Source organism: Streptomyces sp. NPDC002911, from assembly GCF_053591835.1.
Genome location: NZ_JBSFUO010000013.1, coordinates 53,833 through 66,075, shown reverse-complemented (window position 1 = coordinate 66,075; position 12,243 = coordinate 53,833). Strand labels below are relative to the sequence as shown.

The window sequence follows — 12,243 nt, the reverse complement described above, 5'->3', positions numbered from 1 at the left end:
CCCGTCCGGCGCCGTCAGTACAGATGGACCGCCAGGTGACCCAGCGGCAGCCCCAGCTGCCACGCGGGGGTCCACACCTGCGTCTCGACGTCCTCGCCCTCCTCGTCGTCAGCGTTCACCGGATCCCGCCGCGGTGGTCCGATCGCGTCGAGGTCCGCGGCCGGCAGTTCGGTCTCCTCCAGCCACCGCCAGGCGGCCCGCGCCAGGGCGAGGTCGGGATCCGGAAGCCCGGCCGGAGCGGCCGGCCGCTCCAGCGCCTCCAGTCGCGCGCAGACCCACTGTCTCCAGCCGGCGTCGTAAGCCGTGAGCAGCCGTAGCTCGTCCACGCGCGCCACGCAGGGCTCATCGGCGGCCGCCCCGTCGGACAGGAAGATCGTCAGGGCGAGCGCATCGCGTCCCGCCCGGTACTCCAGGGTCGTCGGATCCATCAGGTCGCCGGTCGCCAGTACTTCGTCAGCGATGTACTCGGAGTACATCCATGCCATCGGGACCAGCAGCCCGCCCCCGCCGGTACTCTCGTGATCTTCGGGACGCATCCCGTCTCGCCTCTTTCGTCGACTCGGCACCGGGCCTCACGCAGCATTGAACCGGGGGCACGCGCCCCGCGTGGGCAGAAGGGCAGGATCCGTAGGGAGATTCGAGGTGCGATGACAGCCGACCGCGGCGACGACGCGCATGTACGTGAGCTGCTGGGCGCCTATGTCCTCGATGCCCTGGAAGCGGACGAGAGCGGCACGGTGGCCCGGCACCTCCAGCGGTGCGGGGCGTGCGCCGCGGACTATGTGGAAGTCGCGGACGCGGTCTCCCTGCTCGCGCTGCTCAGCGCGGACGACCTGCTGGAGTAGCCGGGCAGATTACGGCTCAACAGCCGCAGCGCATAGTACGAACGGGACTTGACGGTGCCGGCGGGTATGCCGAGGAGCTGCGCGGTCTCGCCCACACTGAGCCCCCGGAAGTAGATCTGCACGAGCACCGCGCGGTGCTCGGGGCTGAGCGTACGCACGGCCTCGCGCACATCGAGGGCGTGGACGGCCGAGTCCGCGGTGTCCTCCTGGGCGGGGGCGCTCTCCAGGACCACATCGCTGACCTCCGTCGGCCGGGCCTGACGGGACCTGCGGGCGTCGATGGCCAGTCGGCGGGCGACGGTGAAGAGCCAGGGGCGCATCGAGTCGTAATCAGCGTCGAACGCCTCCGGGTGCAGCCAGGCGCGTACCAGCGTCTCCTGCAGCAGGTCCTCGGCCCGTTGCCGGTCGCCGAACGTCAGTCCCAGCAGGAAGTGGAACAATGCGGGCCCGTGTTCCCGCTGCAGCTCCGCGAGGGCCCGCTCATCGGTTGTCGCTGTGGTCATCGTGAACGTCCTTTCCCGAAGAGGCCCCTGCCGCCTCGCTCCCGCCTGGCGTATACGAACGCATCGGGGCGCGGGGGAACAGGCGACGCACCGAGGAGTGCGCCGAGCGGTCGCACGGAGCGGCGAGTGGTGCGGTGAACGGTCGACGGGCAGCGATACGGCCGATTCAGGTACTTGGACTTCTTTATCCTTGACTCACCAGTATGAATATATATGTATTCGTATGGCCGAAATCATGCGAACTGGGAGTCGTGCAGATGACGAAGCGCATCCGACAGGGCACGGCGATCGCCGTCGCCGGACTGCTCGCCACCGCAACAGCCTGTACCGGCCAGCAGTCCTCGCCCCCCGGGTTCGCCGGGCGGCACCTCTCCGTCGAGCGGGGTGCGAACGGGGCGGGCGCCGGGGGAGCGGAGCGCGCGCGCCCCTTCACGCTGCTGGCCTCGGGCGACATCCTGCCGCACTCCGCGATCATCGACCGGGCCGGCGCCGACGCGGGTGGCAGCGGCTACGACTTCCGCCAGATGCTCAAGGGCGCCGCTCCGGCGGTCTCGGGCGCGGATCTGGCCATCTGCCACATGGAGACGGTGTACGGCCAGGACGGAGGGCCCTACACCGGCTATCCGTCCTTCAGATCGCCGCCCGAGGTGGCGATCGCCCTGCGCGCCACCGGCTTCGACTCCTGTTCCACCGCCTCCAATCACACACTGGACGACGGTGCCCAGGGAATCGGACGCACACTCGACGCGCTGGACCGTGCGGGCATCGCCCATGCGGGATCCGCGCGTTCGGCGGAGGAGGCGTCGCGGCCCACCCTGCTCAGGGCGGGCAAGGGCAGGGCCGCGGCGAAGGTCGCCCACCTCGCCTACACCTACGGCACCAACGACACCCCGCTGCCCGCCGGGCAGCCCTGGGCGGTCGACCTGATCGAGAAGGAGCAGATCGTCGCGGACGCCAGGGCGGCCCGCAAGGCGGGCGCCGACGTGGTCGTCGTCTCGCTGCACTGGGGCACCGAGTGGCAGGACGCCCCCGACGACGTCCAGCTCGGACTCGGCCGTGAACTCACGGCCTCCGGGGCCGCGGACCGCCCCGACATCGACCTGATCCTCGGCACCCACGCCCATGTCCCGCAGGCCTACGAGAAGGTCAACGGAACCTGGGTCGTGTACGGCATGGGCAACCAGGTCGCCGGAGCGATGGTCAACTCCGAGGGCGTTAAGGACCGGCGCGCCAACGAGAGCTCGATGGGCCGTTTCACCTTCGAGCCGCCCGAGAAGCCCGGACAGCGATGGGCCGTCAAAAAGGCCGAGTTCATTCCGCAGTGGTTCGACCCCGAGGCGGGCCGCGTCGTCGGCCTGGACCCCGAGGCATCCGCCCCGGGCGGGGGATCCGTAGACCGGCTGCGCGCGATCCGCGACCGGATCCAGGGAATCGTCCTCAGCCGTGGAGCGGCCCAGGACGGCCTCGTCGCCGGGAAGTGAGCCCGGTACGTGCCGGGGGGTCACGGTACGACGGTGACCGGCCAGCGCCCGGCCTTCACGAGGCGGACCGCCACCGAGCCGATGAAGCGGTGCCCGGCGGACTCCGAAGCGCCCACGACCACGGCGTCCGCCCTCAGGTCGTCGGCCGCCGTCACCAGCCCGTTGTACGGATCCCCGTAGAACGTATGGAACTCCCAGCGGACGTTCCATATGTCCTTGAGCCGTTCGGTCGCGGTCCTGATCTCGTTGACCAGCCCCTCGGCGACCTCCCCGGTCGTGGCGGCGACCGGGACTCCCAGCGCGGCGCCGGCCGACATCACCGGCTGGACGTAGACGAGTGCGAGCATCGCGTTCTGCCGGCGGGCGAGACCCGCCGCATACGCCGCGGCACGCATCGAGGACTCGGACCCGTCGAGGCCCGCGACGATCACCTTGGGGCCGTCCGTGCCGCGCTCGAACCGGTGGTGTTGCTGGTCAGTCACGGCCCCGAGGGTAGTCGCTCCCGACCGCCGTCCCCCGGGGGCCTCCGCGCAGCCCGGAATCTCCCCGCCGGATACCGCCCGGACGCACCATCCAACGGGTGCAAATCACCGTATACGCGGTGTCGATGGTGACCGTGGACGGGACTCCGTGCGAGCAGTTGGTCATGAAACATGATCAGATTCCAGTGGAACGCCGCACCTTGCTGCGCCTCGCATTCGCGCTGGGGGCGGCCACCGCCGTGCACGTGGTCGCCGCGGATCCGGCCGAGACACCCGCACGCCCCGGCGGTGAGCCGCCGGCTTCGGCCGCCGGACCTCCGGCGAGGGCACAGGCGGGCCTCAGGGCCTACCGGCTACGGCCCATGACCTCCCATACACCGCCCCGCTTCCGGCCCGCCGCGCCGCCTGTCCGCACCCGGCCGTTCGAGGAGCTGCCCGAGCTGGGGAGTGACGCCATGGTGCTCAGTTTCGACGACGGCCCCGACCCGCGGTACACCCCGGACATCTTGGCGACGCTGCGCAGATACGACGTCCGCGCGATGTTCTTCGTCTGCGGCGAGACGGCGGCTCACAACCGCGACCTGCTTCGTGAGATGGCCGACGACGGACACATGGTCGGCAACCACTCCTGGTCGCACCCGCTGATCCCGAAGCTCTCGCGAGGCGAGATCCGCGACGAACTGGGCAGCACCAGCGAGGTGATCGAGAAGACTCTGGGCGCACCGCCGCTCTGGTACCGGGCCCCGTACGGTGCCTGGAACCGTAATTCCTTCGAGATCGGTGCCGCCATGGGCATGGAACCGATGGCTTGGACCGTCGACACGCTGGACTGGACCACGCCGGGCACCGGCACCATCGTCCGCCGGGTCGAGAAGGGTGCGGCACCCGGCGTCGTGGTGCTGTCGCACGACGCGGGCGGCGACCGGTCCCAGAGCGTGGCCGCCCTCCGGCGGTATCTGCCCGCGCTCATCGAGAAGGGCTACCGGCCGACCGTGCCGTACCGCGGCTGACGGCCGGGCGAGAGGTTCGTACCGGCTATCGTGTCTCAATCAGCCGCGCGAAGACCACTACGTTCCCGTCGTAGCCGTCGGCCTTCGAGTAGGCCCCGCCGCAGGTGATGACCCGGAGTTCGGCGTGTCCTGTGTCGCCGTAGACCCGGGCCCCGGGGAAGTCGTGCTTGGAGAAGACCTCGACGCCGTAGATCTCGAACACCGCGACCCGGCCGTCGTAGCGGGACACCTCGATCTGCCGGCCCTTGCTGAGGGAGCCCAGTGCGTAGAAGACCGCCGGACCGGCGAGGTTGTCGACGTGGCCGACCATCACGGCGGTCCCGCGCTGGCCCGGGGCGATGCCGTTCTGGTACCAGCCGGCGAGGTTCGGGTCCTGGGCGGGCGGCGCCTCGATCCAGCCTGCAGGGTCGAGGTTCACATCGACGACGGGTGCGTCGACCTGGATCGACGGAATCTGGATGCGTGCGGCGGGGGCGTACGCGAGCGGCGGCACCGGCTCGCTTTCGACCGGTGTGGACACCGCTGTGTCCCGGGTGTCGGCCACCGAGGCCGCGGCGGCGGGCTGCGGGGGCCCGGGGGACGTCTCCACGCCGTTGCGCATGAGAGCGAGACCGGTGAGCATCACCAGGGCGATTGCGCCCCATGGTGTGCGTCTCCGCTCGGCGCCCCACTGGTCCCGGCCCATGGTTCTCCCTTCGTCGCGACACCGCCACGTTAGGCGGGGGTCTGTGTGGTGGCGATCGGAGAAGACCGAACGGGTGGCGGCCGACCGGGCGCGCCGACGGCGGCGACTTCTCTTCGGAGTAATGAGCGGATAAAAGTTCTGACGGGCCGTGACCTGCGGCTCCGTCAGATTCCCAAGGGGCCCACGGCGTGTCGGGTCACCGGGGTGGAGCAGTGCCGAAGTGCGGCAGGTGCGGTATCTGGTGAGGGTTCGTCATGGGAAGCGTTCTCGTCGACCGAACCCGGAGAACAAGACTCCGGGGCGCTTCCCGCTGGAGGTTCACAAGATGCGTGCTTCACGCGCTCTCGCGGTGACCGCGACCGCATTCGCGGCGGTCGGGCTGGCTGCCCCGCTGGCCGCCGCCGGCGGCGGCCCGGGCAGCAACCCGAGCAACTTCCCCACCAATGTCACCGTCAACCCGTCCTCGGTACACCAGGGCGCCACGATGCAGGTCAGCGCAGAGGGCTGCGGCCGCTCCGGCGGCAGGGTGTGGTCGAACGCGTTCCCGACGGTGAACCTCTCGCCGGGACGGGTCGGCTACGCCACGGCGCGCATCCGGGACAACGCGACGCCCGGTCAGTACAGGCTGTCCGTGAGGTGCAACGACAGCGACAACAACTTCGGCGGGAGGGGAGGTGACGGCGGCCAGGGCGGTGGCAATGGTGGCCAGGGCGGCAATGGCGGTGGCAACGGCGGCCAGGGCGGCAACGGCGGTGGCCAGGGCGGCAATGGCGGTAGCAACGGCGGCCAGGGCGGGGGCAACGGTGGCCAGGGCGGCAACGGTGGGCAGGGCGGCAACGGTGGGCAGGGCGGCAATGGGGACAACGGCGGCGGCAACGGTGGTGGCAACGGCGGCGGCAACGGCGGCGGCAACGGCGGGGGCAACGGTGGCCAAGGCGGGGGCAACGGTGGCCAGGGCGGCAATGGGGACAACGGCAACGGCAACGGTGGCAACGGCGGTGGCAACGGTGGCAACGGCGGTGGCAACGGTGGCCAAGGCGGGGGCAACGGTGGCCAAGGCGGGGGCAACGGTGGCCAGGGCGGCAACGGTGGCCAGGGTGGCAACGGCGGTGGCAACGGCGGCGACCCGGTCGCGACGGCCCGCTTCACCGTGCTTCCCTCCCGGGGAGCACAGGGCGGCCTCGGCGGCTCGATGGGCCCCAGTTCCGTCGAGATGCAGGTCGGTGGCGGTCTTGTCGCGGCTGCAGCCGTCGGCGGTTCCGTCTTCGTCGTTCGTCGCCGGATGAGCAATGCGGGGATCTGACGTGTCGAATCTCCCGCCCGGCCCGATACGCCCGTCGCCCCGAGTCCTGGAATCAGGACCCGGGGCGACTGTCGTGCGGCTGTCCGCGCTGACCGGCCGTCAGTGCTGACGGCTGGTGCGGCTCTTGCGCAGAAGGTAGAAGGCTCCGGCCGAAGCGACCGCCACCAGTGCGGACCCGGCTGCGATCTCCGCCGGGTCCATCGTGTCGACGCTGCCGCCGAGACCGCCCAGCACGCCGCTGGGAGAGGCGGTGGAGCTGGTCGTGGGAGCCGTGGTGGGAGTGGTCGTGGGCGAGCTCGTGGCGCCGCTCGTGATGGTCAGGTCGGCCGACCGGGTGGTGGTTCCGCAGCGGAAGGTCACCTCGTAGACCGCACCTCGCTTGGCGTTCGAGTCGACCGTGGCCGTGGCCGACCTCCCGCTCGGGATGGTGATCGTGTCGAACACGCCTGAGAACGCGGTCGCATTGGTGGTGCACCCCATGGCGCCGAGGGTGACCCGGCCTCCCGGCGCGACCGTGGACGGAGTGATGGTCGGCGTGAACGAGGTGGACGTGCCGCCTTGGAGCACAACGGCCGATGCGGCCGGTGCCGTCAGAAAGCAGGCGGCGGCGCCCAACAGGGCGACGGGTGCGACACGTATCGCGCGCATGGTGAATCCTCCGGGTCCCGAGGAGCAGCCGCGGAACGGATTTCCGCGAAGCATGAGAAATGCACCTCGATGCCCGAAACGGTAGAAGTGCCGTATGTCACCCGCTATCGGTGTCAGGCGAATGGGGCAGTCTTGTCCCCCGGCCGGCGGACCTGCCGGAGGGCGGCGTGGGGGGACAAGGCGGGGCGGGCGCGCTCCTATGTGCCTGCCGCGTGAGGGAACAGATCGACGAAGGGCGCCGTGGTCGCCGAGATACCCCGGCCGAAGGGGGCGTCGAAGTCCCAGATCAGGAAGAGCAGGAACGCGATCAGGACGCTGAAGAGGCCGGCCAGCAGCAATTCGCGGAACGTTCTCCGGATCTGGAGAGTGAAGATCAGCCCGACCGTGACCACGGCCCCGGTGATCAGGCCGAACCAGACGACTCCCGGCATGGTCGCGCCGGCGTTCTGCCCCCGGGCCCCTCGCGCGTCGTCGACTGCGGCCACCTGGTCGACCAAGGGCTGGTACGCCTGCCCTTCGTGGTCCGTCCGTGGCTTGTACTCCGTCACGTCGGTCCGCACCCGGTCGAGGAGCCTGGTGCCCTCCTCGGTGAGGCTTCCGTGGTCCGTCATCGACCTCCATTCGTCGCCGACGACGTGAGCCACGTACGCGTCGACGTCGGCGCGGATACGTTCGCGGACCTCGACCGGGTAGACGGCCGATCGTGCGCTCACCTCGTGCAGCGCCTGGGCCTCGAGGCGCACCGATTCCTGGGCCGCGCTGCGGCCTTCCCAGACGCCCGCGATGGCCAGGCCCAGCACGATCGCGTACACCACGCCGATCATCATCGTCATGTACTCGATGACGTCGGGAGTTTCGGACGGATCGTCGTCATCCGCGAGGCGGCGGTTGCTGAGGACGGCGATGGTCAGGACGACAGCGCATGCCGACGCCATCGCAATGGTCAGAACAAGCCATTCCGACATGGCTTCCCTTCTTCGGTTCAGCGGGACGAGCGGGGTCGCAGTACCGCCACGGCGAAAACGGCGGGTGCGGTGATCAGAAGGGTGAGCGAGACCAGTGACGGTCCGGTCCGGGGTGCCTTGCGCGGAGGCTTTCTGTAGGTGGGCAGCGCGACGGGTGACGGGGCTGCTGGTATGGGGCGCACGGTCGGCCGCGGTGGTGCGGGTTCCGGATCCGGTTCGGGGGGTGCCGGGGCAGGCGGAGGTGGAGGAGGGAGTGGTGGTGGAGGCGGTGGTGGCGGGGGAGGTGGTGGCGGGGGAGGTGGTGGCGGTGGAGGTGGAAGTGGCGGCTGCGGTGCAGCAGGTTCGGGTTCGGGTTCCGGCTCGGGTTCGGGTTCCGGCTCGGTGATGACCGCGCCGCACCGTCCCTCGTCCGTCACGGCGATGGATGAGCCGCCATCCCCCTGCCCGATGGAGGCGACCGCGCAGTCGTCACCGGTCGCCGGCAGCGGGACGGCGAGCAGCAGGAGCAGGGTGGCGGCCGTCAGCCGCCATATGCGTGATCCGTACACGCCGGGGAGCATGTTCCCTCCAGCCGCCGGACACGCCGAACGTGAGGCTGATTCGCCTGATGGAGGGGACATCGGGCCATTCGCGTTTGCGCCCGTCAAAACGTAATCGGGCCCCCGCTGAACATCCGGGTCTTTCGCGGCCGTACCCACGGCCGCGAAAGACCCGGATGCGCGTCCCGAACGGCAGAAGGACGACGGGAGTCGACAGGAGTACCTGGGCGAAATGTCTCGCTCTCGGTGACGAGGGTGGCCCTGTCGTTGCTGGCGGCGGCGTGCGGGTCAGGAGAAGGGCACCGCGTCCCCCAGCGGCCGGGCCGTGGAAAACGGGCTCCTGCCCAGCAGCCGTCCGACGGCGGCTACGGCTCATGACGGTCCACCGCTTCGGGAAGGATTCGGCGTGGCCGATGACGTCCGCGTGCAGGGGGGAGTGCCTCAAGAATCGGCCGGTCGTCGGTCCAGTGCCGAGAATGACGTCACAGGCGTCACCACGAAGCGATCCGTCACCGTCAACCGCCCGGACGGCATCCAGCAGCAGTCGCTCGGCTCCGGCGAGCTTCGCACGGGCCCCCAAGTAGCGCCCAGGAAAGGCTTTTTGCTGCCCGTCCGTCGTCGAATGCGTACACGCAGCGACGGACTCGCGGCACATGCCTCCGGTGTGTGACCAATAACGGATCTCTAATTTCCGTTTCCACTCGCTCTCTTGGCGGTCGATCAGTAGCCTCTGGTCAACACTGACCATGAACATGGCCGGACCGCCGTGGCGACTTGTTGGAGACATCGATGGAGCGTCCCGCCTGGGCACCGCAAGGCATTGACATATCGGTGCCGAGCGTGTCTCGCATGTGTGACTTCTACCTGGGCGGTTCGCACAATTTCGAGGTGGACCGGGAAGCGGCCCGTAAGGCCATGGAGTTCATGCCGGGCCTGCCCAAGGTCATGCAGGCGAATCGTGCCTTTATGAGGCGGGCCGTGCACTACGCCACCGCTTCGGGCGTCAGTCAGTTCCTGGACATCGGTTCAGGGATACCGACCTTCGGAAATGTGCACGAAGTCGCCCAGACAGCCGATCCCGAGGCCCGGATCGCCTACGTCGACCACGACTGGGTCGCGGTCGCACACAGCCAGGCCGTGCTCGAGGGCAACGAGCGGGCCGTCATCGCCGCGGCGGATCTGCGTAAGCCCCGAGACATCCTGGCGCACCCGGAGATCAACGGATTCCTCGACCTGGACAAGCCGGTGGCGCTCCTCCTTGTGTCGGTGCTCCACTTCATCGAGGACGCCGACGCCCCGTACGCCGCGGCCGCCGAGCTGCGCGACGCGCTGGCTCCCGGCAGCCTGCTGATCCTGACCCACGCCTCGTGCGAGAGGATTCCGCTCACCCGGGAGGAGGTGAGCGGGGCGCTCGGTGTCTATCGCACCATCCGCAACCCGCTGATCATGCGCTCGAAAGCGGAGATCAGCCGATTCTTCGAGGGGTACGAGATGGTCGAGCCCGGGCTCGTCGCCATGCCCGAGTGGCGTCCCGAGTCCCCCGGGACGCTCGCCCAGGAAGATCCGTTCGCCTTCTCGGGCTTCGCCGGGGTTGGGCGTAAGGCGTGAGCATTCCCGCCCAGTCGTCCGGTGCGCCGGACGCGGAACCCGACGGCCCTGAGGGCCGGCTCCGGAGATTCGCGACCATCTGGAGTCGGGCCATCTTCCCGTCCACGGCCACCTCCCTGACCCGCCCGGAGTTCGAGGAGCATCTGTTGCCGCTCGCCCGGGGCCTCAGCACCACCCTTCACGCCAGGGTCTTCGACGCGACGCCGGCGCACGGCGTCGGAGCAGCGCTGGTAGCGGCACACTGCACGGATCCCGACGCCCTGAGCTCCACGCTCGGTGTCATCGACTCCTACCTGGTCCTCTACTGCGGCGGCAACGGGCCGGTGGAGCTGTCGACGGAGGACAGCCGGGCCCGATGCGCCCGAATCCAGCACTCGCTCGCCGGGGGATTCACCCAGGCGCTGCGCGAGCGGACACTCGCCGAGCAGGAAGCCATCGCCCGCTCGGCGCTCACCGCCCGCTCGAACGCCGAGCAGGCGCTGCACGCGACCGAGGCACGCTTCCGTGCCGTGTTCAAGGACGCCGCCATCGGGATCGGCATCGCCGACCTCGAAGGCGGCATCCTGGAGATCAACGACACCCTCACGAAGATGTTCGGCGGCCTGGAGAACCACGTTCGCAGCCACAAGCTGAACGAGTGGGTCCACCCGGAGGACTCACCGCACGTATGGAAGTACTACGACGAGCTGGTTCGCGGCGAGCGCGAGCACTACAGCGTCGAGAAGCCGTACTACCGCAACGACGGCACCGTCCTGTGGACCAACCTCACCGTCTCGCTGCTGCGGGACTCTGAAGGGCGGCCGGAGTACCAGCTGGCCCTCATGGAGGACACCACCGAGCGACGGCTCCTCAATCTGCGGCTGCGCTACGAGGCGACCCACGACGCGCTCACCGGCCTGCCCAACCGGACGCTGTTCTTCGAGCGTCTCGAGAAGGCCCTCGCGCCCAGGGAAGGCATGCGCTTCGGGCTCTGCTATCTCGACCTGGACGGTTTCAAGGCGATCAACGACAGCCTTGGCCACGCGGCGGGGGACCGGCTCCTCGTCGAGGTCGCCGACCGGCTTCAGAGCTGTGCGACCGCCCCCGGCGAGATGGTCGCGCGGCTCGGCGGTGACGAGTTCGTGGCCCTCACGACCGGGCCGCGTACCCAGGACGAGGTCCACGAGCTGGCCGGACGCATCCTCCTGGCGCTCGCCACGCCCGTCCGTCTCGACGGCCGGGAGTTGACGGTACGCGTATCCGTCGGCGTCGTCGAAGGCCCCTCGGGCGAGCGCACCGCCGCCGAGGTACTGCGCAGCGCCGACATCACGATGTACCGGGCCAAGGCAGCGGGCGGGAACCGCTTCGCGCTCGCCGACGCCGAGGCGGACGCCCGCGCCATCACCCGGCACGGACTGACCACGGCGCTGCCCACGGCGCTGGACCGCGGTGAGTTCTTCATCGAGTACCAGCCGCTGGTGCACCTCGGGGACGGCAGTGTCCACGGCGCCGAGGCGCTGGTGCGCTGGTGTCATCCGCAGCACGGTGTGCTCGGCCCGGACCGTTTCATCCCGCTCGCCGAGCACACCGGGCTGATCGTGCCGCTCGGCCGCTGGGTCCTGGAGGAGTCCGTCCGCCAGGCGAACTTCTGGCAGGAACGTCATACCGACGGCGGGCCCCTGCGGATCAACGTCAATCTCTCGCCGACCCAGCTGCACCATCCGGGGCTGGTCGCCGAGACCCTCGACGTGCTGGAACGCTCCGGTCTGGAGCCCGGTGCGCTCTGCCTGGAGGTCACCGAGTCCGCGCTGATCGGCGCGGACGACGATCTGCTCAAACCACTGCGCCAGTTGGCGGAGATGGGCGTCGACATCGCGCTGGACGACTTCGGCACCGGCTACTCGAATCTGGCGAATCTGCGCCGGCTTCCGGTGAGTGTGCTCAAGCTGGATCGTTCCTTCACCCGGGGCATGCAGCACCACCCGGCCGACCCGGTCGATCTGAAGATCGTCGAGGGCATCGTCTCGCTCGCGCACAGCCTGGACCTCGCGGTCACGGTGGAGGGTGTGGAGACCGGTGCCCAGGCCGAGCAGCTGCGCCGGATCGGCTGCGACACCGCTCAGGGCTGGTACTACGCGAGGCCGGGCGCCCCGGACCGGATCCACTCGCTGCTGCTCGCGGACGCGGTCTGACGG

The 12,243-nt window shown here is 69.8% G+C and carries 11 protein-coding genes and 1 pseudogene; 6 read left to right on the top strand and 6 right to left on the bottom strand.

Features of this window, described 5'->3' with window-relative positions; translation table 11 throughout:
• Window positions 1–14: 14 nt before the first annotated feature.
• On the bottom strand, window positions 15–536 hold the full coding sequence (locus ACWD04_RS20965) for a hypothetical protein (protein ID WP_451134015.1): 522 nt from the start codon (window positions 534–536) through the stop codon (window positions 15–17).
• Window positions 537–647: 111 nt separating this feature from the next.
• Between ACWD04_RS20965 and ACWD04_RS20960 the strand changes: the two genes are divergently transcribed.
• Window positions 648–845 (top strand): zf-HC2 domain-containing protein, encoded by a 198-nt coding sequence (locus ACWD04_RS20960; protein ID WP_451134013.1) that lies wholly within the window; start codon window positions 648–650, stop codon window positions 843–845.
• Here the strand turns inward: ACWD04_RS20960 and ACWD04_RS20955 are convergent.
• Window positions 779–1,348: a sigma-70 family RNA polymerase sigma factor gene (locus ACWD04_RS20955; RefSeq protein ID WP_451134011.1), complete on the bottom strand. Its 570-nt coding sequence runs from the start codon at window positions 1,346–1,348 to the stop codon at window positions 779–781. The genes ACWD04_RS20960 and ACWD04_RS20955 overlap by 67 nt on opposite strands.
• A 257-nt stretch (window positions 1,349–1,605) precedes the next feature.
• Here ACWD04_RS20955 and ACWD04_RS20950 point away from each other — a divergent pair, with 257 nt between their 5' ends.
• On the top strand, window positions 1,606–2,829 hold the full coding sequence (locus ACWD04_RS20950) for a CapA family protein (protein WP_451134009.1): 1,224 nt from the start codon (window positions 1,606–1,608) through the stop codon (window positions 2,827–2,829).
• Between the two features lie 20 nt (window positions 2,830–2,849).
• Here the strand turns inward: ACWD04_RS20950 and ACWD04_RS20945 are convergent, their stop codons facing one another.
• A complete protein-coding gene (locus tag ACWD04_RS20945) occupies window positions 2,850–3,311 on the bottom strand; it encodes a universal stress protein (protein ID WP_451134007.1) in 462 nt (153 codons plus the stop codon).
• 164 nt (window positions 3,312–3,475) lie between these two features.
• Here ACWD04_RS20945 and ACWD04_RS20940 point away from each other — a divergent pair, with 164 nt between their 5' ends.
• Entirely contained in the window at window positions 3,476–4,321 is an 846-nt protein-coding gene (locus ACWD04_RS20940; protein WP_451134212.1) for a polysaccharide deacetylase family protein, read from the top strand.
• A gap of 25 nt (window positions 4,322–4,346) precedes the next feature.
• Here the strand turns inward: ACWD04_RS20940 and ACWD04_RS20935 are convergent, their stop codons facing one another.
• The gene (locus tag ACWD04_RS20935; protein ID WP_451134005.1) at window positions 4,347–5,006 is read right to left on the bottom strand and encodes a class F sortase; all 660 of its coding nucleotides are present in this window, start codon (window positions 5,004–5,006) and stop codon (window positions 4,347–4,349) included.
• A gap of 325 nt (window positions 5,007–5,331) precedes the next feature.
• Between ACWD04_RS20935 and ACWD04_RS20930 the strand changes: the two are divergent.
• Window positions 5,332–5,760: pseudogene (locus ACWD04_RS20930) on the top strand (hypothetical protein); the annotation flags it as partial.
• Between the two features lie 648 nt (window positions 5,761–6,408).
• On the opposite strand, the gene ACWD04_RS20925 reads toward ACWD04_RS20930, so the two are convergent.
• Window positions 6,409–6,957 carry a hypothetical protein gene (locus ACWD04_RS20925; RefSeq protein WP_451134003.1) on the bottom strand — a complete coding sequence of 183 codons (549 nt, stop codon included), beginning with the start codon at window positions 6,955–6,957 and terminating at the stop codon, window positions 6,409–6,411.
• 197 nt (window positions 6,958–7,154) lie between these two features.
• Window positions 7,155–7,922 carry a bestrophin-like domain gene (locus ACWD04_RS20920; protein WP_451134001.1) on the bottom strand — a complete coding sequence of 256 codons (768 nt, stop codon included), beginning with the start codon at window positions 7,920–7,922 and terminating at the stop codon, window positions 7,155–7,157.
• Window positions 7,923–9,250: 1,328 nt separating this feature from the next.
• Here ACWD04_RS20920 and ACWD04_RS20915 point away from each other — a divergent pair.
• Entirely contained in the window at window positions 9,251–10,069 is an 819-nt protein-coding gene (locus ACWD04_RS20915; RefSeq protein WP_451133999.1) for an SAM-dependent methyltransferase, read from the top strand.
• Window positions 10,066–12,240 (top strand): putative bifunctional diguanylate cyclase/phosphodiesterase, encoded by a 2,175-nt coding sequence (locus ACWD04_RS20910; RefSeq protein WP_451133997.1) that lies wholly within the window; start codon window positions 10,066–10,068, stop codon window positions 12,238–12,240. Before ACWD04_RS20915 ends, ACWD04_RS20910 begins: the two co-directional genes overlap by 4 nt.
• Window positions 12,241–12,243: the final 3 nt, after the last annotated feature.

Excerpts from the sequence above, each read along its gene's own strand:
- ACWD04_RS20950 (WP_451134009.1), top strand. The coding sequence starts at position 1,606 with ATGACGAAGCGCATCCGACAGGGCACGGCGATCGCCGTCGCCGGACTG.
- ACWD04_RS20925 (WP_451134003.1), bottom strand. The coding sequence starts at position 6,957 with ATGCGCGCGATACGTGTCGCACCCGTCGCCCTGTTGGGCGCCGCCGCC.
- ACWD04_RS20955 (WP_451134011.1), bottom strand. The coding sequence starts at position 1,348 with ATGACCACAGCGACAACCGATGAGCGGGCCCTCGCGGAGCTGCAGCGG.
- ACWD04_RS20915 (WP_451133999.1), top strand. The coding sequence starts at position 9,251 with ATGGAGCGTCCCGCCTGGGCACCGCAAGGCATTGACATATCGGTGCCG.
- ACWD04_RS20920 (WP_451134001.1), bottom strand. The coding sequence starts at position 7,922 with ATGTCGGAATGGCTTGTTCTGACCATTGCGATGGCGTCGGCATGCGCT.
- ACWD04_RS20965 (WP_451134015.1), bottom strand. The coding sequence starts at position 536 with ATGCGTCCCGAAGATCACGAGAGTACCGGCGGGGGCGGGCTGCTGGTC.
- ACWD04_RS20940 (WP_451134212.1), top strand. The coding sequence starts at position 3,476 with ATGAAACATGATCAGATTCCAGTGGAACGCCGCACCTTGCTGCGCCTC.
- ACWD04_RS20935 (WP_451134005.1), bottom strand. The coding sequence starts at position 5,006 with ATGGGCCGGGACCAGTGGGGCGCCGAGCGGAGACGCACACCATGGGGC.
- ACWD04_RS20960 (WP_451134013.1), top strand. The coding sequence starts at position 648 with ATGACAGCCGACCGCGGCGACGACGCGCATGTACGTGAGCTGCTGGGC.